Origin of the sequence: Aeromonas aquatica, from assembly GCF_000764655.1 — a bacterium.
GTDB lineage: Bacteria > Pseudomonadota > Gammaproteobacteria > Enterobacterales > Aeromonadaceae > Aeromonas > Aeromonas aquatica.
This window is the reverse complement of record NZ_JRGL01000118.1, coordinates 83,958-106,780: the sequence shown is the minus strand read 5'-3', so window position 1 is coordinate 106,780 and position 22,823 is coordinate 83,958. Positions and strand designations below refer to the sequence as shown.

The 22,823-nt window shown below is 61.2% G+C and carries 19 protein-coding genes, 1 pseudogene and 1 riboswitch; of the genes and pseudogenes, 13 read left to right on the top strand and 7 right to left on the bottom strand.

Annotated features, from left to right (window positions below; translation table 11 throughout):
• Positions 1–157 precede the first annotated feature (157 nt).
• Positions 158–1,435 (bottom strand): cation:proton antiporter, encoded by a 1,278-nt coding sequence (locus LG30_RS0115115; RefSeq protein WP_033131521.1) that lies wholly within the window; start codon positions 1,433–1,435, stop codon positions 158–160.
• A 204-nt stretch (positions 1,436–1,639) separates the two neighbouring features.
• Here LG30_RS0115115 and metH point away from each other — a divergent pair, with 204 nt between their 5' ends.
• From metH to rimK, 4 genes are all read left to right on the top strand, one after another.
• Entirely contained in the window at positions 1,640–5,323 is a 3,684-nt protein-coding gene (metH, locus tag LG30_RS0115110) for a methionine synthase (RefSeq protein ID WP_033131520.1), read from the top strand.
• A gap of 26 nt (positions 5,324–5,349) precedes the next feature.
• The gene (locus LG30_RS0115105) at positions 5,350–5,766 is read left to right on the top strand and encodes a hypothetical protein (protein ID WP_033131519.1); all 417 of its coding nucleotides are present in this window, start codon (positions 5,350–5,352) and stop codon (positions 5,764–5,766) included.
• Between the two features lie 133 nt (positions 5,767–5,899).
• Positions 5,900–6,961 carry a Gfo/Idh/MocA family oxidoreductase gene (locus LG30_RS0115100; RefSeq protein WP_033131518.1) on the top strand — a complete coding sequence of 354 codons (1,062 nt, stop codon included), beginning with the start codon at positions 5,900–5,902 and terminating at the stop codon, positions 6,959–6,961.
• A 114-nt stretch (positions 6,962–7,075) separates the two neighbouring features.
• Positions 7,076–7,972 carry a 30S ribosomal protein S6--L-glutamate ligase gene (gene rimK / locus LG30_RS0115095; protein ID WP_033131517.1) on the top strand — a complete coding sequence of 299 codons (897 nt, stop codon included), beginning with the start codon at positions 7,076–7,078 and terminating at the stop codon, positions 7,970–7,972.
• A 63-nt stretch (positions 7,973–8,035) separates the two neighbouring features.
• Here rimK and LG30_RS0115090 read toward each other — a convergent pair whose 3' ends face one another.
• Positions 8,036–9,286, bottom strand: coding sequence for a sensor histidine kinase (locus LG30_RS0115090; protein WP_033131516.1), 1,251 nt, complete (start codon positions 9,284–9,286; stop codon positions 8,036–8,038).
• 15 nt (positions 9,287–9,301) lie between these two features.
• Entirely contained in the window at positions 9,302–9,994 is a 693-nt protein-coding gene (locus LG30_RS0115085) for a response regulator transcription factor (protein ID WP_033131515.1), read from the bottom strand.
• A gap of 90 nt (positions 9,995–10,084) precedes the next feature.
• On the opposite strand from LG30_RS0115085, the gene LG30_RS0115080 reads away from it, so the two are divergent.
• Together LG30_RS0115080 and LG30_RS0115075 are read left to right on the top strand one after the other, a co-directional pair.
• Positions 10,085–10,501 carry a hypothetical protein gene (locus LG30_RS0115080; protein WP_033131514.1) on the top strand — a complete coding sequence of 139 codons (417 nt, stop codon included), beginning with the start codon at positions 10,085–10,087 and terminating at the stop codon, positions 10,499–10,501.
• A gap of 87 nt (positions 10,502–10,588) precedes the next feature.
• On the top strand, positions 10,589–11,062 hold the full coding sequence (locus tag LG30_RS0115075) for a hypothetical protein (protein WP_033131531.1): 474 nt from the start codon (positions 10,589–10,591) through the stop codon (positions 11,060–11,062).
• Positions 11,063–11,097: 35 nt separating this feature from the next.
• Here LG30_RS0115075 and LG30_RS21655 read toward each other — a convergent pair whose 3' ends face one another.
• The gene (locus tag LG30_RS21655) at positions 11,098–12,630 is read right to left on the bottom strand and encodes an aryl-sulfate sulfotransferase (protein WP_161785835.1); all 1,533 of its coding nucleotides are present in this window, start codon (positions 12,628–12,630) and stop codon (positions 11,098–11,100) included.
• A gap of 87 nt (positions 12,631–12,717) precedes the next feature.
• A riboswitch (TPP riboswitch) is annotated at positions 12,718–12,831 on the top strand.
• Between the two features lie 279 nt (positions 12,832–13,110).
• Between LG30_RS21655 and thiC the strand changes: the two genes are divergently transcribed.
• Genes thiC through thiH form a run of 6 tightly spaced genes read left to right on the top strand, consistent with a single transcriptional unit; the run spans position 13,111 to position 19,721 of the window.
• Positions 13,111–15,165: a phosphomethylpyrimidine synthase ThiC gene (thiC, locus tag LG30_RS0115065; protein WP_052101124.1), complete on the top strand. Its 2,055-nt coding sequence runs from the start codon at positions 13,111–13,113 to the stop codon at positions 15,163–15,165.
• Positions 15,162–16,727, top strand: a complete 1,566-nt coding sequence (gene thiE / locus LG30_RS0115060) for a thiamine phosphate synthase (RefSeq protein ID WP_033131513.1) — start codon at positions 15,162–15,164, stop codon at positions 16,725–16,727. Before thiC ends, thiE begins: the two co-directional genes overlap by 4 nt.
• Positions 16,717–17,490 (top strand): HesA/MoeB/ThiF family protein, encoded by a 774-nt coding sequence (locus LG30_RS0115055; RefSeq protein WP_033131512.1) that lies wholly within the window; start codon positions 16,717–16,719, stop codon positions 17,488–17,490. The genes thiE and LG30_RS0115055 overlap by 11 nt, the downstream gene beginning before the upstream one ends.
• Positions 17,487–17,687 carry a sulfur carrier protein ThiS gene (gene thiS, locus LG30_RS0115050; protein WP_033131511.1) on the top strand — a complete coding sequence of 67 codons (201 nt, stop codon included), beginning with the start codon at positions 17,487–17,489 and terminating at the stop codon, positions 17,685–17,687. The genes LG30_RS0115055 and thiS overlap by 4 nt, the downstream gene beginning before the upstream one ends.
• A 1-nt stretch (position 17,688) precedes the next feature.
• Positions 17,689–18,456, top strand: coding sequence for a thiazole synthase (locus LG30_RS0115045; RefSeq protein ID WP_033131510.1), 768 nt, complete (start codon positions 17,689–17,691; stop codon positions 18,454–18,456).
• Complete coding sequence (gene thiH, locus LG30_RS0115040; RefSeq protein ID WP_152599320.1) at positions 18,453–19,721, top strand: 2-iminoacetate synthase ThiH; 1,269 nt, start codon at positions 18,453–18,455, stop codon at positions 19,719–19,721. The genes LG30_RS0115045 and thiH overlap by 4 nt, the downstream gene beginning before the upstream one ends.
• Before the next feature lie 151 nt (positions 19,722–19,872).
• Here the strand turns inward: thiH and LG30_RS0115035 are convergent, their stop codons facing one another.
• Positions 19,873–20,784: a LysR family transcriptional regulator gene (locus LG30_RS0115035; protein ID WP_033131508.1), complete on the bottom strand. Its 912-nt coding sequence runs from the start codon at positions 20,782–20,784 to the stop codon at positions 19,873–19,875.
• 219 nt (positions 20,785–21,003) lie between these two features.
• On the opposite strand from LG30_RS0115035, the gene LG30_RS0115030 reads away from it, so the two are divergent.
• Positions 21,004–21,621: a LysE family transporter gene (locus LG30_RS0115030; protein ID WP_033131507.1), complete on the top strand. Its 618-nt coding sequence runs from the start codon at positions 21,004–21,006 to the stop codon at positions 21,619–21,621.
• Between the two features lie 163 nt (positions 21,622–21,784).
• On the opposite strand, the pseudogene LG30_RS0115025 reads toward LG30_RS0115030, so the two are convergent.
• A pseudogene (locus LG30_RS0115025) lies at positions 21,785–22,351 on the bottom strand (GNAT family N-acetyltransferase); the annotation flags it as partial.
• 2 nt (positions 22,352–22,353) lie between these two features.
• Positions 22,354–22,791, bottom strand: coding sequence for a GNAT family N-acetyltransferase (locus LG30_RS0115020; RefSeq protein WP_033131506.1), 438 nt, complete (start codon positions 22,789–22,791; stop codon positions 22,354–22,356).
• Positions 22,792–22,823 lie beyond the last annotated feature (32 nt).

Below are 22,823 nucleotides of genomic sequence, written 5' to 3'. Positions count from 1 at the left end.
GGCGGTGGATATTTACAACCTGGAGCGACCTCACTTGGCATTGAAATACAGAACCCCCGATGCGGTACATCGGGGGTTCTGAGTCACGTGAAGCTAGACGAAAATGTGTAAACCTATTTCAGGACTAGACATCGCCTTATGAGGTTTCCCCCTCGGCTTAGTAGCTGCCGCTGGCCTTTTTGGCCGCGGTGATCATGGGCGTGATGGTCATGCCCTGTACCACGATGGAGAACATCACCACCGAGTAGGTCATCACCAGGATCACCTCCCGCAGATCGACACCCTGCTCCGGCAGCACCATGACGCCGGAGGGCAGCGCCAGTGCCATGGCCATGGCCAGGCCGCCGCGCAGGCCGCCCCAGGTCAGGATGCGGATGGAGAAGGTGTTGTAGCTGCGGAAACGGCGGAAGGCGACGTAGGGCAGGGACACGCTGATGAAGCGGGCGGCCAGGCAGAGCGGCACCGCGATGACCAGCAGGATCCAGTCTTGCCAGGCCAGATCCAGCAGCACCAGTGCCAGGCCGATCAGCAGGAACAGCAGGGCGTTGAGGAACTGATCCATCAACTCCCAGAAGTGATCCAGGTGGTGGCGGCTCTGCTCGGAGAAGCCGGACTGGCGGGTCCAGTTGCCGATCATGATGCCGGTGACCACCATGGCCAGGGCGCCGGAGACGCCGATCATGTTGGCGAAGGCGAAGCCCGCGGTCGGGATGCAGAGCGTCAGCAGCAGCTCGAGGGAGCCGTCGTCGGTGGCGCTGATCATCACGTGGGCGATGAGCCCCAGCACGGCGCCGAACAGGATGCCGCCGAGGGCCTCGTGCAAGAACAGGCCGGCCACGCTGCCGAAGGTCGGTTCGACCCCGCCGAAGGCGACGGCAAACACGGTGGCGAAGATCACCAGGCCGACCCCGTCGTTAAACAGGGATTCCCCCTCGATCTGGATGGCGATCTGGGGTGGCGCCTTCATCTTCTTGACGATGGCCAGCACGGCGATGGGGTCGGTGGGGGAGATCAGTGCACCGAACAGCATGCAGTAGACCAACGGCAGCTCCCAGCCCAGCAGCTTGGCGATGAACCAGAAGCCATAGCCGATGAGGAAAGTGGAGAGCAGGGTCGCCACTATGGAGAGGATGGTGATCTCCCACTTCTGACTGCGCAGGGCCTTCAGATTGATGCCGAGTCCGCCGGCGAACAGCAGGAAGCCCAGGATCCCCTTCAGCAGGAAGTTCTGGAAGTCGATGCTCTCCATGGTCTCGACGGCCAGCGGTTCCAGATTGAACCAACCCAGCTTACCAAACAGCACCAGCAGGGCGGAGATCAGCATGGATCCTGCCGTGATGGCGATGGTGGTCTGGATCTTCACCACATACTGGTTGGCAAAGGCGATGAAGATCGCCAGGGCTGCCAGGAAGCAGAGTGTGTAGTAGACGCTCATAGTTATTTTTCTCTTTAGTAAACAGCAAGCACGTATCCCCATTGAGGACGGGCATAGGGTACTCTCGGCTCAGGGGGTACTCATTACCTATTTATGGTTATATTTAATCAACCGCACGGACAGATAGACGGCTAGATTTCCATACCATTCGTTTGCTGTTAGGATGAGGTTAACTCAGTGGCATGGATGTAAGAGGAACGAGCGGTGTCTAACGAAAAGCTGAACAAGAAACAGGGGTTGGAAGCGAGCCTGAAGGAACGGATCCTGATCATCGATGGCGCCATGGGCACCATGATCCAGGGCTACAAGCTGGGTGAGGCCGATTATCGCGGTGCGCGTTTTGCCGATTGGCATACCGACATCAAGGGCAACAACGATCTGCTGGTGCTGACCAAACCGGCGGTCATCCGCGAGATCCACGATCAGTATTGCGCCGCCGGGGCCGACATCCTCGAGACCAACACCTTCAACGCCACCCGTATCGCCATGGCCGATTACGAGATGGAAGAATTCTCTGCCGAGATCAACCGGGAGGCCGCTCGCCTCGCCCGCGCCGTCGCCGATGAGTGGACGGCAAGAGAGCCCCACAAGCCGCGTTTCGTGGCCGGGGTCCTGGGCCCGACCAACCGCACCGCCTCCATCTCGCCGGACGTCAACGATCCGGGCAAGCGCAACGTCACCTATGACCAGCTGGTGGTCGCCTACACCGAATCGACCCACGCCCTCATCGAGGGCGGCGCCGACATCATCCTGATCGAGACCATCTTCGATACCCTCAACGCCAAGGCCGCCGCCTTCGCGGTGGATCTGGTGTTCGAGGAGCTCGGCCATGCCCTGCCGGTGATGATCTCCGGCACCATCACCGATGCCTCCGGTCGCACCCTCTCCGGCCAGACCACAGAAGCCTTCTACCACTCCCTGCGCCACGTTAAACCGCTGTCCTTCGGCCTCAACTGTGCGCTCGGCCCGGACGAGCTGCGCCAGTACGTGGAGGAGCTGTCGCGCATCAGCGAAGCCTGTGTCAGCGCCCACCCCAACGCCGGTCTGCCCAACGCCTTCGGCGAGTACGATCTGGATGCGAATGAGATGGCGGAGCACATCCGCGAGTGGGCCCAGAGCGGCTTCCTGAACCTGGTGGGGGGCTGCTGCGGCACCACCCCTACCCACATCCGCGCCATGGCGGACGCCGTGGCGGGCATCAAACCGCGCGCCCTGCCCGAGCTGCCGGTAGCCTGCCGGCTCTCCGGCCTCGAGCCGCTGATCATCACCGCGGAGTCCATGTTCGTGAACGTGGGGGAGCGCACCAACGTCACCGGCTCGGCCAAGTTCAAGCGGCTGATCAAGGAGGGGCTCTACGACGAGGCGCTGGACGTGGCCAAGCAGCAGGTGGAGAGCGGCGCCCAGATCATCGACATCAACATGGACGAGGGGATGCTGGACGCCGAGGCGGCCATGGTGCGCTTCCTCAACCTCATCGCCGGCGAGCCGGACATCGCCCGGGTGCCGGTGATGATCGACTCCTCCAAGTGGGAGGTGCTGGAGGCGGGCCTCAAGTGCGTGCAGGGCAAGCCGGTGGTCAACTCCATCTCCATGAAGGAGGGGGAGGAGAAGTTCATCCAGCAGGCCAAACTGCTGCGTCGCTACGGCGCCGCCGTCATCGTGATGGCGTTCGACGAGGTGGGCCAGGCCGATACCCGCGCCCGCAAGTTCGAGATCTGCCAGCGCGCCTACCGGATCCTGGTGGACAGGGTCGGCTTCCCGCCGGAAGACATCATCTTCGATCCCAACATCTTCGCCGTCGCCACCGGCATCGACGAGCACAACAACTACGCGGTGGACTTCATCGAGGCGGTGAAGGACATCAAGGACAACCTGCCTCACGCCATGATCTCCGGCGGCGTCTCCAACGTCTCCTTCTCCTTCCGTGGCAACGAGCCGGTACGGGAAGCCATTCACGCCGTCTTCCTCTACCACGCCATCCAGAACGGCATGGACATGGGCATAGTCAACGCCGGTCAGCTCGCCATCTACGAGGACATTCCGGCGGAGTTGAAAGAGAAAGTCATCGCCGTGGTGCTCAACCTCAACGACAACGCCACCGAGGATCTGCTGGCCATCGCCGAGAAGTATCGCGGCGCCGGGGCCCAGGCCGAGGATCCGCGGGATCAGGAGTGGCGTAGCTGGCCGGTGGGCAAGCGGCTGGAGCACGCCCTGGTCAAGGGCATCACCGACTTCATCGAGGAGGATACCGAAGAGGCGCGGGCCGGGGCCGAGAAGCCGCTGCACGTCATCGAGGGGCCGCTGATGGACGGCATGAACGTGGTCGGCGATCTGTTCGGCGCGGGCAAGATGTTCCTGCCCCAGGTGGTGAAGTCGGCGCGGGTGATGAAGCGGGCGGTGGCCTACCTGCAGCCCTATATCGAGCAGGAGAAGGAGGGGGGCTCCAGCAACGGCAAGATAGTGATGGCCACGGTGAAGGGAGACGTGCACGACATCGGCAAGAACATCGTCGGCGTGGTGTTGCAGTGCAACAACTACGAAATCGTCGATCTCGGGGTCATGGTTTCCTGCGAGAAGATCCTCAAGACCGCCAGGGAAGTGAATGCCGACATGATCGGATTGTCCGGCCTGATCACCCCTTCCCTCGACGAGATGGTGCACGTGGCCAAGGAGATGGAGCGTCAGGGGTTTACACTGCCGCTGCTGATCGGTGGCGCCACCACCTCCAAGGCGCACACCGCGGTCAAGATAGAGCAGAACTACTCCGAACCCGTGGTCTATGTGTCGAACGCATCGCGGGCGGTCGGGGTGGCCCAGAGCCTGCTCAATCCCGAGCTCAAGCCCGCCTTCGTGGCCCGCATCGACAAGGAGTACGAGATAGCCCGGGAGCAGCATGCCCGCAAGCAACCGAGATCCAAGCCGGTCAGCCTGGCCCATGCCCGCGCCAACCGCCAGCAGTTGGACTGGGTCGGCTATCAGCCGCCAGCCCCCCGCGAGCCTGGCGTGCAGAACTTCGAAAACGTGCCCATCTCGGTGCTGCGGCCCTACATCGACTGGACGCCCTTCTTCCTGAGCTGGGAGCTGGCGGGCAAGTATCCGCGCATCCTGGAGGACGAAGTCGTCGGTGAGGAGGCGACCAAGCTGTTTGCCGATGCCAACGCCATGCTGGATCAGCTCGAGCGGGATGGCAGCGTGCGCTGCGCCGGCATCATAGGCCTGTTCCCCGCCAACGGCGTCGGCGACAGCATCGAGGTCTATACCGACGAATCGCGCACCGAGGTGCGCAAGGTGTTGCACCACCTGCGCCAGCAGAGCGAGAAGCAGGGCTTCCCGAACTACTGCCTGGCGGACTATGTGGCGCCGAAAGAGAGCGGCAAGCCGGACTGGATCGGCGCCTTTGCGGTGACCGGCGGCATAGGCGAGGAGGCCATCGCCAACGCCTACAAGGCCCAGCATGATGATTTCAATGCCATTCTGGTGCAGGCGGTGTGCGACCGCCTGGCGGAAGCCTTCGCCGAGTACCTGCACGAGCAGGTACGTAAGGTGCATTGGGGTTATGCCCAAGATGAGGCCCTCAGCAACGAGGAGCTCATTCGCGAGAACTATCAGGGCATACGCCCGGCCCCCGGTTACCCGGCCTGCCCTGAGCACACCGAGAAGGGCAGTATCTGGGAGCTGCTGGGCGTCGAGCAGGCCATCGGCATGAAGCTCACCGAGTCCTACGCCATGTGGCCGGGGGCGGCGGTGTCCGGCTGGTACTTCTCCCATCCCGACAGCAAGTACTTTGCGGTGGCGCAGATCCAGCAGGATCAGGTGGAAGACTACGCCGTGCGCAAGGGTATGACCCTGGTGGAAGCCGAGCGCTGGCTGGGGCCTAACCTGCATTGATCGGGTGTAAGTGGTCAGGAGAGGAAATGGACAAGGCAAGAGATGATGAGGCATGGCCGGATGAGGTGTTGATTGCCCGCTGTCTGGCCGAAGCGGATGAAGAGGGATACATCGATTTCAAGGTGTTCTGTCGGGCTCTGGATGTATCTGCCTCTGCGCTGGCCGGTTTCTTCCATGAGCGCGATCGCTTCTATGACTCGCCGGAGATGGTGGCCCTACGTGAAGGGTTAAACCACAGGGTAGAGTGGCGTGAACGCAAGCGGCGGGACGGTACTTCCCATGAACCTGCCCGGTTCGTGGTGAAGCGGGCGCAGATCCATCGGGATCATCTCGCGTGCTTTCTGCAACGGTCGCAGCGATACATCACCCGGGCCAGGGCAGACTTTGATCGGGCTGTACTGCGCTGGCGCATGGAGCAAAGCGGGGTCGGCCCCCTCCATTGAGCCAGCTTCCCCTTTTTATTGATATGAAGGTGATGCCTCCTCTGGGCGTGTCACCTTGCCTGCGCCAGCTCGGTGTGACCTGGCCACCCGGTTGGCCCATTCACGGGTCCATGGACCCTGAATCGAGGTGATGATGAAGATTGGATTTGTCGGCCTGGGGGCCGTGGTGCAGACGGCCTATCTGCCTGCGCTCGCTGCATTGGCAGAAGATGCTGAAATATGGGGTTTTGACCCGGATCTGACGCTGTCGGGGGTGAATCAGGCCCAGAGTCTGGAGGCCCTGCTGGCCTTGCCGCTGGACAGGCTGGTCATTGCCACCCCCTCCCTGCTGCACCTGCCGGTGCTGGAGCAGGCGCTGGCAAGCCGCATTCCTCTTATCTTGGTGGAGAAGCCCGTGGTGGCCAGCCTGGCCCAGCACGACCGCTTGCAGGCGTTATTGGCCGATCCCGCAGTGGCGGGCCGGGTGCTGGCGCTGGATCACTGGATGGCCCGCACCGCGGTGCAACGGCTGCTGAGCGGCACGCTGGGGGCCGACTGGCAGCCGCTGACTGGCGAGGCCCGGGTTCGGCCCGCGACCATCCAGGATGTGGCCGAGGTGGAGGGCTTCCTGCTGGAGCCCTGCGGGATCGATGAGCAAGGTCACCCCTTCGCCCTCAACTTCGCGACCGGCGAGCCGGATCAACGGACCTTCCACCATCCGGATGGCGTCATCCTCGACATCGGCACCCATGTGCTGGCGATGATCCGCGAGCTGCTGGTGGCCCTCGGCGGGGGCGACAGCCTGCATCTGATCGCCGAGGGCGTCTGCGATCGGCTGGGGCAGCCCATCGTGCTCGGGGATCTGCGTACCGCCGAGGGGCGTGCCTGCCTGCGCGGTGAGGCGGCCGGGGTGCCGCTGACCCTCTGGCTCGACAAATACGCCGGGCCCGGGGTGGAGAAGAAGGGGCTCAGTCTCCTGCTGAAAGATGGGCGACGGCTGGAGCTGCTGCGCAGCGGCAATCAGGCCTGGCTGCATCATCATGAGAACGGCGTGCTGCAGCGCTGGCAACTGGAGGGGCCACTCTATCGCGACTGCATCGCCGAGACCCTGCTGGCGCCTCTTCCCGCCAAGGGGTGGCAGGGGACGACGGCCCGCCGCCTGCAGGAGGTGGGCTTGCTGCTCGAGCTGCAACAGCTGCTGCGCGGTCCGCATTGAATCTGTTTTAGGGCGATCTTGCAGAAAGACACATGGTGAGGGGAAAGGATTGGCGTTGCCAGACGTTCATGGCACCTTATACTCTCCAGTCCGATTATCAGGTCTGCCATTTCCATGAATATTGCCATTTTATCCCGCGAGCCCAATAACTACTCCACCCGCCGCCTGGTCGAGGTGGCACGGGCCCGTGGTCATCAGGTCGAGGTGCTCGACACCCTGCGCTGCTACATGAACATCGCCTCCCACAGCCCCTCCATTCATTACGAAGGACGGGAGCTGGAGAGCTATGACGCCGTGATCCCGCGCATCGGTGCCAGCATCACCTTCTACGGCACCGCCGTGCTGCGTCAGTTCGAGATGATGAACACCATGGCCCTCAACAGCTCGGTGGCCATCTCCCGCTCCCGCGACAAGCTGCGCGCCATGCAACTGCTCTCCCGCCACGGCATAGGCCTGCCCATCACCGGCTATGCCCACAGTACTCACGACGTGCCGGATCTCATCACCATGGTGGGCGGGGCGCCGCTGGTGGTGAAGCTGCTGGAGGGGACCCAGGGAATAGGGGTGGTACTGTGCGAGACCCAGAAGGCCGCCGAGAGCGTGATCGAGGCCTTCATCCAGACCAACAACAACATCCTGGTGCAGGAGTATATCCGCGAGGCGAACGGCGCCGACATCCGCTGCCTGGTGGTCAACGGCAAGGTGGTCGCGGCCATGCGTCGTCAGGCCCAGCCGGGGGAGTTTCGCTCCAACCTGCACCGTGGCGGCACCGCCGAGGCGATCAAGATAAGCCCCGAAGAGCGGGCGACTGCGGTGCAGGCCGCCAAGATCATGGGACTGGATGTGGCCGGGGTGGACATTCTGCGCAGCGCCCGCGGCCCGCTGGTGCTGGAGGTGAACTCCTCGCCGGGCCTGCAGGGGGTGGAGGCGGCCTCCGGCAAGGACGTGGCGGGCAAGATCATCGACTTCCTGGAGCTCAAGGCGAGTCGCAAGCACAAGCCGGCCGAGTGACGACGGTGACCAGGGATGATTGGAACAGACAAGGCGCCTTCGGGCGCCTTGTCGTTTCTAGCCTTAGCCGTCCGGGGAGGAGGGGTTGGGGAGCTGGGATGGGGTGGCCAGCATCTCCAGCCTGGCGCTGAAGAGGCCCCCCTCCAGCCGGGTGGCGATCCGCCAGCCCAGCTTCTCGCAGATGCGCTGGATGATGGTCAGGCCGCAGCCGTAGCCGAGGATCTGATCCGGCGCCGCCGCGGTGGGATTGCTGATGGTGAGGGTCTGCCCTGTCAGCACTATCTCGATGTGACCATCGGCGTAGCTGAGGGCATTCTTGAGCAGGTTGCCGAGCGCGATGGCCAGCAGGGAGAGCGGGGCCTGCACCTCGCTCTGCTCGTCGAGGCTGAGTCGGATGTCCAGGCTTTCCCGTTGCAACAGGGGGGCGAGCCGAGCCAGCTCCCGCCGGATCAGCGGCGCCACCCGTTGCGGGGGGCGCTCGACCGCCTCCTTGCGCCCCAGCAGCAGGAAGGTCTCGGTGAGCAGCGCCATCTCGTCGCTGGCGGCGCGGATGCGGCTGGCCGCCCGGGCGGCGGGGGCGGGCAAGTCCGTCACCTTGCCGAGCAGGGCGGCGGAACCCTGGATCACCATGTTGGGGGTGCGCAGCTCGTGGCTGGCGAAGCGGCTGAACTCCTGCTCGCGGGCGAACACCGCAGCCACCTCCTGCTTGCCTGCCAGTAGCGCCAGCTCGATCTCCCGCAGCTCCTGCCAGGGGGCGTCCGGCACGAAGTCCGCCTGATCCGGGGTGAGGTGGGCGACCCGCTGACGCAGTCGCTCGAGCGGCCGGGTGATGTGGCGCACCAGCCAGATGCCGAATGCGATGCAGCCCAGCAGCAGGGCCAGCCCGATCAAGCGGGTGACCAGATGCAGCTTGTCTTCGTAAGGGTCCAGATAGTCGTCGGCGTCATCGTTGAACACCAGATAGAGCAGGCCCTGGCCCGAGGGGTGGGGCCGCACCAGGAAGTGCTTGTCCTCCTTGCCGAGCTGGTGCTCGAAGAAGCCCGGGCTCTGGTAGGCCTTGAGCCAGGCGGGCAGGCGGCCGTGCTCGGTCCAGTAGCTGGAGAATTGACGCGGGCTGGGTGCCGGGGCCGCGGTGCCGAGCCGCAGCCAGTCGTCGTTGTAGCGGGTGACTTCGGCCTCCAGCCAGTGGCGCAGGCTCAGCTCCTCCATCTTGTCCTCGGCCACCACCATCAGCAGGCTGAGGATCACCAGCAGCAGCAGCCCGGCCCCGCCCAGCGCCAGGATCAGCCGGCGACGCAGACTGGGCAGGCTCATGGCGCCACCTGCGCGTCAGCTGTCATTGGCATGCTCGCTCCCAGGCTTCACCAGTCGGTAACCCTGACCGTGCAGGGTCTCCAGCATGGGGGTGGGGAAGGGCTTGTCCAGCGCGTTGCGCAGGGCATAGATGTGACTGCGCAGGGCATCGGAGTCGGGCTCCTCATCCCCCCAGACGGTGTCGAGCACCTCCTGGCGGCTGACCAGGGCCGGGGCCCGGCGGGTGAGCAGGGTCAGGATCCGGAACGGGATCTTGCCGAGTTTCAACTCGACGCCGGCACGGCTGGCGCGGCCACTGGCGGGATCCACCTCCAGCTCGCCGAAGCGAAGCGCCCCCAGATCGGTGCGGGGGCCGCGCAGGGCCAGCGCCTGCAGCCTGACCTCCAGCTCCTCCATGGCGAACGGCTTGACCAGGTAGTCATCGCCGCCGGCGCGAAAGCCGGCCAGCTTGTCGTCCAGGCCATCGCGGGCGGTGAGAAACAGCACGGGTGTCGCAATGCCGTCGGCCCGCAGCCGCTCGACGGTGCGCAGGCCATCGAGGCGCGGCATCATCACATCCATGATGATGACGTCGAAGCGCTGCTCCGCCAGCAACTGCAGGGCGGCCTGGCCGTGATAGGCGCAGTCCAGCCGGTGCCCCGCCAGCTCCAGATAATCCATGATGGTTTCCGCGACCTGGGGATTGTCTTCCACCACCAGTATTTTCATGTTCTGATCTCCTGGTCTCGACCGATATTTCACGGTTATTTCACAGCGGATACGCCATCCTGTGTGCCAGTGTAACCCCGAGGATCCCCGATGAAGAAGCCTCTCTGTGCTCTCCTGCTGCTCATCTTGCTGCCATTTGGCACTGTGCAGTCGGCCGAGTTCAAGCTGACCGGCCGCACCACCTGGCAACTGGGCCAGCTGATGGTCAACGGCATCCCCTTCGCGATCGACGGCCAGACCCGCTTCAAGGATGGGCTGAGTGAAGACGATCTCGGGGGCAGCTGGGTCGATCTGGAAGGGGTGGTGCAGGGGGAGCAGCGGCTGATCCGCGAGGTGGAGACGCTGGAAGAAAAAGACCAGATGGAGCTGGAAGGACCTGTGGCCCAGGGGCGGATCTGGGGCTATGTCACCTCGGACGACAGCCTGGCGCCGTTCGAAGGGCGCTGGTTGGAGCTGGAGTGCCGGTTCGATGGCATGCGTCTGAGCCGCTGCCGTGAAGATGATTGAGGCGCCCACAGCAGCGCCGACCGGAAAAAGTGCCCATCCAGGCCCATAGTTAAACCTCATCGCCGGTTGACCATGGGCCTGTTTGCTATGACCAGAACCGCATTGCTGCTGTGGGTGTTACCGTTTTGCACCCTGGCCACCGAGGCCGAACTCTGGCTGGTGGAGCTGGAGCACAACGACGGCATCCGCCTGCAATTTCAGGGTGCCGAACTGGAGCTGGGCAGCGCCGCGCTGACCGGGGTGAACCAGCCCGACGATCTCAAGCCCGGCATGCGGCTCGCCATCCTGAGCCGGTACGGCGTTGCCCAGCAGATCCGGGTGCTCGCCACGGCGCCGGATCTGGCGCAGAGCAGCCAGTGGCTGCGGGCGGAGGACAGGCTGCTCGCTACCGCAGGGGAGACCTTGTTGCTGCAGGAGCTGGGAGTGCTGGTGTTTGATGCCGGCACCCGCTGGCTCAACGGCAGCCCCGCCGACCTGCAACCGGGCCTCAGGCTGGTGCTGAGCCGCGATGAGGATGGACGCTTGACCGAGGTGCTGATCCCCAATCCTGAGGATGACTAAGGAGGTCGCGCCACGGGGTGGCGCGACCTTGTCACTTATTGGAAGTGGATATTCTCGAGAGGAATCTGGGTCGCATTCCATGAAGTGTCACAGGGCCTTGGACTAGGATAGGTAAATTCAAATAGTTCTTGTTTATCCTTGTTGATCCCCTGAATGACGACACGGGTTCTATTGTCGATTGCCGCATAGTTGATCAAATAATCCCCTTGGGTAGACAACTTGTCCTCGTAAATGCTGGAGCATATATCCGAGTAGAGGCCATCATCAAAGTTCCATGCCATCTGACCAGTTCTGTTCTGACTATCAATGTCGAAGATGGCGGCCTGGCTGGTAGCGAGATCTATACCGGCAGGGGTACCAAGTGGGTTGTTGAGGCTTCTCAACCCATTATTGAACAGTATCAGTTGCCCATTCTGGGTTATCGATAGGGCGTGCTGTCCAATGGGCGTCTGACCTGTAGAGAGAGACAAGGCTAGCTTCTGTAGCGATGGATAGGAGTGCCAGTGTTTGGTCTCGTCCCCCAGCAACCAGATGATTTTACCCGTGTTGTAATCCAGCTTTACCACGAAGTTTTCGCGGCTGGAGATCAGTAAGGTGTCATCGGCAGGATCATAGGTAGCGGCATTCATATGAAACCAGTCCACGCCATCTCTGACAAAATTTCTGGGGTCATCGCCCTCTTGCAGCATATATTCAGAGAATATTTTACCGATATCCCATTCCTTGATTACCGTACCATTTCTATCTATTTCACTTAAAAACGACTCTATTTTTAATACCCCGTCGATAGTACCATCCAATTCAACCAGCACTCCATGCTTGCCTGGATCTATATTGTGATGAAAGTAGGCGTCGCTACCCATCTTTGTGCCACTGACATTTAACATACCAGTTTTTCCATATAGAGACACAGTATCGATAGCGGTAGCAGCCCCCTTAAAGTTTCCTGTCCAAAAAGTATTGTTGATGAAAATTGATGGGTTGGAATTTCTTTTTATATCAGCATCCCAACGTACTTCACCATCTATATCCATAATAATGGGAGTCTTGAGTTGTCCTTTCAAATAAAAATAACTGTAACTCGGTGTGGCGGTCGGCTTGATGCTGATGCCTACGTTGTCATAAATACCCACGCTGTCGACATAGGCGGCAGCAGGGACCATCTTCTGAAATGAGTAGATACTGTCATCGATATACTGAATATCTATCGTGAGTTCATTGAGATAGTTGCTGTAGAGGCCAAATATTGGAATCTGTACGTTGTTATTTGCGGTGTTATATAACCCATTGCTGGACAGGTAGTTCCAATCATAGGTAGCAGAGACGGGTTTGGCGAAGTTGTCGTCTTTTGTCTTGATATGGAAGGATATATTTTTTATCTTGCTGGTGTCTAATCCAGTCATATTCAAGGCTGAAATAAACACTGAAGTGTGTGGGTCATCCTCTATGACTTGTGTCGCAGGGTCATAAGTAAATTGTTCAGCCAGAGTCTTGCTGTCATTACTACTGTCGCATCCATATAACCCAAAGCAGAACATGCCAAGAATACATGTTTTTTTGTGGTTCATAATGCACACCATCCCTATGTTAATGAACAGCATTCATTGTAGTGAAAAAATCATGGTTGAGTTAACAGATGGGCCGTATATACTGGCGCCATCTTGTCGGAGTGCCGACCGTCGAACGACGCGAAGCTGAGACCGTTAATTCGGGATCCGTGGAACCTGATCAGGCTAGAACCTGCGAAGGGAAACAAGGGTAACCAGTGGGTTGCCGCGCGGGGAGAGGGACAAGCCTCTCCCGCTCATCGAAGGGGTCAATCCCGCGATGAGTCAGGGTGCACGAGAGGGAGTCTGTCCCGTCCGGTCTGTCCATCGAGGCGCCGCACGGCCCGCCCGAACAGGGGGGAGCCAGACAGCAGAGCAGGGAAGCACAGATCCCGGGCTCGCTCCCTCTTGAAGCACATCTCACCCACAGGTTCATCACTTCTCCTCGAACTCCAGACAAGCAAACACCCATAACTTCAACCAGTTAATGTGAGTTTTGCTATGTCTACCCCAGTACAGTCCGCTCCAGAAGCACAGTCCGTTTCAGAAAACGCCGTATCTGAACAGATCAAGCCAGCCGTCGCCAGCCGCCGCCAGCAGCGCGCCAGCGCCCAAACCTTTATCGATAACCTCAAGGGCATGGCCCATCCCAACTCCAGACGCATCTTCATCCAGGGCTCGCGCCCCGACATCCGGGTCGGGCTGCGGGAGATCTCCCTGGCCGACACCTTCGTCGGTGGCAGCGAGGAGCACCCCAAGTTCGAGGCCAATGAGTCGGTGCCTGTCTACGACACCTCGGGCGCCTACGGCGACGAGCAGGCCGAGATCGACGTGCGCCGCGGCCTGCCGCGCCTGCGGGAAGCCTGGGTGCTGGAGCGGGGCGACACCGAATCCCTCGATGGCCTGAGCTCCGCCTTCACCCAGGAGCGCCTCGCCGACGAGGGGCTGGATCACCTGCGCTTCGATAACTTGCCCAAGCCGCTGCGTGCCAAGCCGGGTCGCCGGGTGACCCAGCTGCACTATGCCCGCCAGGGTATCGTCACCCCCGAGATGGAGTTCATCGCCATTCGCGAGAACATGGGCCGCGAGCGGGTGCGCTCCGAGCTGCTGCTGCGCCAACATCCGGGTCAGGGCTTCGGCGCCCGCCCGCCGGAAAACATCACCCCCGAGTTCGTGCGCGATGAGGTGGCCGCCGGCCGCGCCATCATCCCCAGCAACATCAACCACCCGGAAGCCGAGCCCATGATCATCGGCCGCAACTTTCTGGTGAAGATCAACGCCAACATCGGCAACTCGGCGGTCACCTCCAGCATCGAGGAAGAAGTGGAGAAGCTGGTCTGGTCCACCCGCTGGGGCGCCGACACCGTCATGGATCTCTCCACCGGCCGCTACATCCATGAGACCCGCGAGTGGATCCTGCGCAACAGCCCTGTCCCCATCGGTACTGTGCCCATCTATCAGGCGCTGGAGAAGACCAACGGCATCGCCGAGGAGCTGACCTGGGAGCTGTTCCGCGACACCCTGCTGGAGCAGGCCGAGCAGGGGGTGGATTACTTCACCATCCACGCCGGCGTCCTGCTGCGTTACGTGCCCATGACCGCCAAGCGCCTCACCGGTATCGTATCCCGCGGCGGTAGCATCATGGCCAAGTGGTGCCTGTCCCACCACAAGGAGAACTTCCTCTACCAGCATTTTCGCGAGATCTGCGAAATCTGCGCCGCCTATGACGTGGCGCTCTCCCTGGGGGATGGCCTGCGTCCCGGCTCCGTCTATGACGCCAACGACGAGGCCCAGTTCGCCGAGCTGCACACCCTGGGCGAGCTGACCAAGATCGCCTGGGAGTACGACGTCCAGGTGATGATCGAGGGGCCGGGTCACGTGCCCATGCACATGATCGAGCGCAACATGACGGAGCAGCTGGAGCACTGCCACGAGGCGCCCTTCTACACCCTGGGCCCGCTCACCACAGACATAGCCCCCGGCTACGATCACTTCACCTCCGGCATAGGTGCCGCCATGATCGGCTGGTATGGCTGCGCCATGCTCTGCTACGTCACCCCCAAGGAGCACCTGGGGCTGCCGAACAAGGAGGACGTCAAGCAGGGGCTCATCACCTACAAGATCGCCGCCCACGCCGCCGATCTCGCCAAGGGTCACCCCGGCGCCCAGATCCGCGACAACGCCATGTCCAAGGCGCGCTTCGAGTTCCGCTGGGAGGATCAGTTCAACCTGGCGCTGGATCCCGAGACAGCCCGTGCCTACCACGACGAGACCCTGCCCCAGGAGTCCGGCAAGGTGGCCCACTTCTGCTCCATGTGCGGCCCCAAGTTCTGCTCCATGAAGATCACCCAGGACGTACGTGACTACGCCGCCAAGCTCGATGCCGCCAAGCTGGAGACCATAGAGGTGAAGCTGGTGGGCATGGATGGCCAGCAACAGCGGGTGCAGGCCGAGGTGGAGAGCGGCATGGCCAAGATGGCGGAAACTTTCAAGGAGAAGGGGGGCGAGCTCTACCATCAGGCGGCGGCCCTCAAAGAGGAGCGGGAAGAAGCATGAGCACCAAGCCCATCGTCTGGACCATAGCCGGTTCCGACTCGGGGGGCGGCGCCGGCATCCAGGCGGATTTGCACAGCATGCACAGCCTCGGCGTGCACGGCTGCTCCGTCATCTCCGCCATCACCGCCCAGAACTCGGTGGCGGTGAAGATGGTGGATCCCGTGCTGATGCAGAGCTTCTGCGCCCAGATCGACGCCCTCGGCGTCGATCTGCCGCCGGCCGCCATCAAGATAGGCCTGCTGCCGACCCGGCTCCATGTGGAGGTGCTGGCACGCCGGTTGGAGGTGATCGCCGCCCCCTTCGTGGTCTATGACCCGGTGGCCATCGCCAGCAGCGGCACCCCCATGGCCGAGCCGAACATGCTGGCGGCGGTGCGCGAGCACCTGCTGCCAAGGCTGTCTCTCATCACCCCCAACGGCCCCGAGCTGGAGGCACTGACCGGCATCCCGGCGACCAGCCCCGCGCTGGTGCGGGCGGGGGCCGCCCGGCTGCGCGAACTCGGCGCCCGCGCCGTGCTGGTCAAGGGGGGGCATCTGGCGTGGAGTGGCGAGCTCTGCCTCGACTACTACCAGGATGAGCACAGGGAGTTCTGGTTGGCCGCGCCGCGCCTGGCGACTCGCCACGGCCACGGCACCGGTTGCTGCTACGCCAGCGCTATCGCCGCCGTCGTGGCGCTGGATTATCCGCTGGAGGATGCCATCACCCTGGCGCGCGCCTACCTGCAGCAAGGGTTGGCGGCCGCGCAGGGGGTTGGTGCCGGCCCAGGCCCCATCGCCCACCTCGGTTGGCCCAGGGATCTCGCCCAGTTCCCCCGCGCCCTGCTGGCGGGCTCTGCGCTGGATCACCGCTTCGGCCTCTATCCCGCCAGCGAGGCCCGCCTGCCGGAGGGTCCCTTCGCCGGGACCGAGCATCGCCTCGGCCTCTATCCGGTGGTGGATTCGGTGCCGTGGCTCGAGCGGCTGTTGAAAGCCGGGGTCAAGACACTGCAGCTGCGTATCAAGGACTTGCCCGCCGACGCCGTGATGCCCGCCATCGTCGAGGCGGTGGCGCTCGGCCGCCGCTTCGGGGCCCGGCTCTTTATCAACGATTACTGGCAGCAAGCCATCACCGCTGGTGCCTATGGCGTGCACCTGGGCCAGGAGGACATGGAGACGGCGGATCTCGCCGCCATCCAGGCCGCCGGCCTGCGCCTCGGCATCTCCACTCACGGCTACTTCGAGCTGATGCGGGCCCGGGAACTGGCACCTTCTTACATTGCCCTCGGCCATATCTTCCCCACCAACACCAAGCAGATGCCGTCCCGCCCCCAGGGGCTGGTGCGGCTGCACCACTACCGTGCCCTGATGCGCGACTGGCCGACCGTGGCCATAGGCGGCATAGGCGAGGATCGGGTGGGGCCGGTGCAGGAGAGCGGGGTGGGCAGCATAGCCCTGGTCTCCGCCATCACCGCCAGCGATGACTGGCAGGGGGCCACCGTCCGTCTGCTGGCCGCCGTCGGGGCCGGGGACGAGCCACTGTCGGCCCTGCCTAACCAGGAAAAGGAGGCCAGCCATGCTCTCTGACGAGGCATCTTTAAGTGACGAAGAGTATCTGCGCTATGGCCGCCAGCTGATGCTCGCCGAGATTGGGGAGGAGGGGCAGGCGCGGCTCAAGGGCAAGTCGGTACTGATCGTCGGTCTCGGTGGCCTCGGCTCGCCGCTGGCGCTCTATCTCGCCGGGGCCGGAGTGGGCACGCTGTGGCTCGCCGATGGCGACATCCTGGATTCCAGCAATCTGCCGCGCCAGATCCTGTTCGATGGCGAGGGCCTGCGCCGCTCCAAGGCCGAGCTGGCCCGGGAGCGACTGGCGGCCCACAACCCGCTGGTGGAGCTGATCGCCATCAACCAGCGCCTCGATGGGGCTAGCCTGCCGGCCTTCGTGGCCGAGGTGGATCTGGTGATCGACTGCTGTGACAACCTGGCGACCCGCCACGCCATCAACGCCGCCTGCGTAGTGCAGGGCAAGCCCTGGATCTCCGCCGCCGCCGTCGGCTGGCAGGGTCAGCTGATGGCGCGCAGCGCCCCTGAGCATGCCTGCTACGCCTGCCTCTACCCGGCGGATACCGAAGTAAGGGAGAGCTGCCAGAGCAGCGGTGTCACCGGCCCGCTAGTGGGAGTGATGGGTTCCCTGCAGGCGCTGGAGGCACTGAAACTGCTGCTCGGGCGCCCCAGCCCGGTGGCGGGCACCCTGCGCCGCTTCGATGCCCTGACCCATGAGTGGCAGTGCCTGCAGCTGCCCGCCGATCCCGCTTGCCCGGTGTGTGGCAGCCATAAGGATGACCAATGAATATTCGATTGAACGATATCGAGCTGACGCTGCCCACCGGCCAGAGTCTGACCGAGCTGCTGGCGGTGCAGGAGATTGCCCCCCAGGGGGTGGCGGTGGCCCTCAACGGCGCCGTGCTGCCCCGTAGCCGCTGGTCAGAGACCCGCCTCAGTGACGGGGACGAGATCCACCTTTTCACCGCCATTGCGGGAGGCTGAGATGCTGACCATTGCGAACCACACCTTTTCTTCCCGTCTCTTCACCGGCACCGGCAAGTTCGCCCGTCCGGAGCTGATGGCCGCCGCCATCGAGGCAAGCGGCTCCCAACTGGTGACCATGGCCATCAAGCGGCTGGAGCCGGGCAAGCGCCACGACGACATCCTCACTCCGCTGCTGGCCCTCGGGGTCAAGCTGCTGCCCAACACCTCGGGCGCCAAGACCGCCGCCGAGGCGGTATTTGCCGCCCGGCTCGCCCGGGAGGCGCTCGGTACCAACTGGCTCAAGCTGGAGATCCACCCCGATCCCAAATACCTGTTGCCCGATCCCATAGAGACGCTCAAGGCTGCGGAACAGCTGGTGAAAGAAGGCTTCGTGGTGCTGCCCTATTGCGGCGCCGATCCCGTGCTGTGCAAGCGGCTCGAAGAGGTGGGCTGCGCCGCCGTCATGCCGCTCGGCGCCCCCATTGGCTCCAATCAGGGGCTGGTGACCCGGGAGTTTCTGTCGATCATCGTCGAGCAGGCCAAGGTGCCCGTGGTGGTGGATGCGGGGATCGGGGCCCCCAGCCACGCGGCGGCGGCCTTTGAGCTGGGTGCCGACGCCGTGCTGGTCAACACCGCCATCGCCGTGAGCGGGGATCCTGTCGCCATGGGCCGCGCCTTCGCGCTGGCCTGCGAGGCCGGTCGCGGCGCCTATCTGGCCGGATTGGGGGCGCGTGGCAGCCAGGCCCAGGCCTCCAGCCCGCTTACCGATTTTCTGGAGGCGCTATGAGCCAGAGCATGGGGCAAGATGTGGTGTCTGCATGCTCCCCTCTCCCATTGGGAGAGGGGCCGGGGGTGAGGGAACCGGCTGAAGCGGCACTTGAATTGGTTGAGCCCTGCACTCCTCCCCCTCCCAAGGGGGAGGCCGGGAGGGGGTTGGATTTTGCCGACCGCTGGCGCGAGCTGGACTGGGATCATGTGGGCATGAGCATCCGCGCCAAGACGGCGCGGGACGTGGAGTTGGCGTTGGCCAACCCACGGCGCGGCCTGGATGACTTCATGGCGCTGATCTCCCCGGCCGCCGAGCCCTTCCTGCCGCAGATGGCGGAGCTGGCGGAGCGCCTCACCCGCCAGCGTTTCGGTAACACAGTCGGCTTCTACGTGCCGCTCTATCTGTCGAACCTCTGCGCCAACGACTGCTCCTACTGTGGCTTCTCCATGAGCAACCGCCTCAAGCGCAAGACCCTGAATGCCGAGGAAATCGAGCGCGAGTGTCTGGCCCTCAAGGCGCGCGGCTTCGACAGCGTGCTGCTGGTGACCGGCGAGCACGAGACCAAGGTGGGTATGGCCTATTTTCGCCAGCACCTGCCACAGATCCGCCGCCACTTCAGCACCCTGGCGATGGAGGTGCAGCCGTTGTCGCAGGCCGAGTATGCCGAGCTCAAGACGCTCGGGCTGGATGCGGTCATGGTCTATCAGGAGACCTATCACGCCCCGGCCTACGCCCGCCACCACCTGCGCGGCAACAAGCAGGATATCGAGTGGCGCCTCGCCACCCCGGACAGGCTGGGCCGCGCCGGCATCGACAAGATTGGCCTCGGTGCCCTGATCGGCCTGTCGCCGGACTGGCGCGCCGACAGCTATTTCGTGGCCGAGCACCTGAGCTGGCTGGAGCGCCACCACTGGCAGAGCCGCTATTCCCTCTCCTTCCCGCGGCTGCGCCCCTGCACCGGCGGTCTGCAGCCCGAGGTGACCATGACGGACCGCCAGCTGGTGCAGCTCATCTGCGCCTGGCGCCTGCTCTCGCCGACCCTGGACTTGTCTCTCTCCACCCGGGAATCGCCGGCCTTTCGCAACGGCGCCCTGCGCCTCGGTATCACCCAGATGTCGGCGGAGTCGCGCACCCAGCCTGGCGGCTACGCGGAAGGGGATGAGGAGGAGTTGGAGCAGTTCGCCATCCACGACGATCGCGCCCTCGGCGAAGTTGCCGCCGCTGTCAGGCAAGCGGGGTTGCAGCCGGTGTTCAAGGATTGGGAACCGTTTTTGGGGAGGTAATAAAGCCAGTTAGCTGGACCACAAGCGTATATAGGTTTCTGGCTGGCTATAACAGGATGCATTTAACTTTGTTCATTGCATCCTGTTATTCTGTGTTATCTACAAGGAATGTTTAAATGACAGGTGCCACCACTCATTTTAGAGTTAGTTATTAAAGTGTCTCTTTGAGTCTGTCTTTGGCGAATTCCAGAAATCTACTGATTTTACGGGAACGGGCACTCTCACCTGTGGCCATAAGTGCGACAATGTCAACTTGTGGTAAAGCATATTCTGGGAGGAGCTCTACCAAAGTACCAGTATTGAGCTCAGTAATAAGGTCCCATTCCGAACGATTGATTATGCCCAATCCATCTAGAGCCCACTGCTTCACCACATCGGCAATATTGCTGGTAAGTGAAGGCGTCACCCTGAGACGACATTCTCTGCCTGATTCGATATGCTGGAAACGCCAGAGGGAAACATCTTCATTATTTTCCCTCAATACGATGCAATCATGCTGATTAGTCATCAGTTGTTCTGGTGTTGTCAGGTCTGGCATGGTGGAAATATAGTCTGGTGATGCACAGAGGACACGACGAGTGGGCGAGATGACCATTCTATAGAGATGTGCCTGGGTTAATTCACCAATATAAAACATGATGTCAGGTTGGAGAGGGGAGTCTGTCCAAGAAGGGCGATCGGACAGGGTAAGATCGATGGATACTGCCGGGTATTGCTGCTTGAATTGGCCAATAATGGGAGACAGTTTTTTCTCACCGAAACCAATAGGTGCAATTATATTGATATGGCCGCACAGGTCATCCTTGGCCGCTCTTAGCGATTCTTCAATTGAGGCCATTTGTCTGATAATTCCTGACCCCATGTCGATCAATATCTGGCCATGCTCGGTGACTTTTAGTTGTCGACCCTGTCGTTCAATCAGAATAAGTCCAAGCTTTTCCTCGAGGGACCTGAGCTTCTGAGTAACATAAGGTGCCGAAACATTGAGTTGTTTTGCTGCGGTGGAGAAGTTTTTGCAGGCAGCAATTGTAATAAAAAATTTTATATCATTTATAGCCAGCATTAACATCGCCATTAAGTGAGGATTAACAAAATGCTAAATATGAGAAACATGCTACCACATGCTATGTTCTTACCGCAATGCAATAGCATTATCTGTTAATCGACGGTTTGGATTCGGCTCCGCAGATATGCTGACCATCTAAACTAGCTTTAATGGGTTAAATCGAGGTGCTATTTGTCGGAGTGGTAGTCGATAAATAGCCCTTTCAAAGGAAGTATTATGACATTTAGTATCATGCTGGCATTTGTTTTTAGCTGTGTCGCCTTTAGTTTTTCTCCAGGGGCGGGCGCCATTGCAACTATGTCAAGATCGATAGAAGGCGGCATAGTTCAAGCCAGGTACAATATTATTGGTTTGCAACTGGCACTGCTGGTTCACCTCACCATTGTAAGTGTCGGACTAGGAACCTTTGTGGCATCATCAGAAGTTGCGTTTGATTTCATAAAATATATAGGTGGAGGCTATCTTATTTACTTGGGTGTGATGAAAATAAAAAACTCAGGGAATATCGTGTTGCGTAATACTGAGACGCAAGGCGGCAAGTTAAATAGCTTGGTTAATGGTTTTGTTGTCAATCTAACAAATCCAAAATCCATTGTGTTTTTGGTCGCGTTTCTTCCGCAGTTTGTCGACGGTTCAGATAGTGGTTATCAATATATTAAACTTGGCTTTTTCATTGTTTTGGTGGACTGCATCGCAATGTTGTCATATGCATCTTTCTCTCATGTTTTATTGCGATATCTCTCTGAGCCATCTCATTTAAAGCGTTTGAATTTAATATTTGGTGCAGTATTTATCATGCTAGCCGTGATGTTGTTAATGTCTGGCAGACATTGAGAGGACGATTCAATAGGTGACATCATGGCCATAGGGGAAGATGGCTTGTGAGGGATGTGGCCATGGCCCGGCAGCCAATGAATCACTTCATGGACAACGTGCCGCCTTTTTCAGAGAAGGTTATGGTACTGCAACGGAGTGGCTCTGCTTGGATCTTTATCTTGGCGGGGATGAGGGAGTACACATGAGCATCCAGAGGTTGGCCATGGAGGAAGATACGATTTTTGGCCCGACATTCGAAAGTGGCGCCAACGGCGATAGCCACGGCCTCGCTCGCCGAATTGCCGGCGCCTGCCACAATCTCCAGCCTGAACAGGCCCAGCTGCCGAAAACCGAAGTCGCATAACAGGGCGACCGCCTGCCGGGCGATGCTGTGGCCTTGTCGGGATTGTCTTACCCAATAGCCGATATTGCCGTAGCGATGATGGGGAGCCAGCTGATTGATACCGACGCCACCCAGTAGCTGGCAGGCGACTGCGCAAAAGAGGCCCATATCATAGGCACGCCCCGCCGCACGATCCTGTTCGCAGGTGGCAAACCACCCTAGCGCCTTGTCCCGATTGAATGAGGGAGTGCACCAGCTCATCCAGGTGCCGACCGTCTCGATGGATTCGTGCGCCGCGCGGACAAACTCATCGGCATCAGTCGGTTCGAAGGGGCGAATAACGAGATTGGCATTGGCAAGTGGTTGGAATGTCCTGGGCTGTCCTGCTTTTTCATTTGGATGAATGGTTAGGCCTTTTCGACGGCAACCCGCTTAAGCCCCATGCCAACACTGGCAGGAGCCGTGAGTGAGAAACCGAATTGCTGATAGAGTCGCTGAGCCTGCCCATCTGCCAGCAAGCTGACATAGCCTGATTCCGGCACTTCGCGGGCGATATAGTCCGCGATCTCCGCCATGATCTTTTTGCCTACACCTTGACCCTGATATTCAGGCAGGACTGCAATATCAACGACTTGATAAAATGTCCCGCCATCTCCGATGATACGACCCATGCCGATTGCGGTCTGACCGCAAAATATCTGGACGGCAAACAGCGTATTGGGCAGGCCACGTTCTGCGGCCTCAATAGTCTTCGAGCTAAGTCCCGCAGCTGTTCGAAGATAGCGATAGGTTTCGACGAGCGGCGTTGAGTGGACGACAGTGAAAGCAGGTGTTGGTGCGGTCATTTGGATAACTCCTGTGGGGCCTGATTGAATTA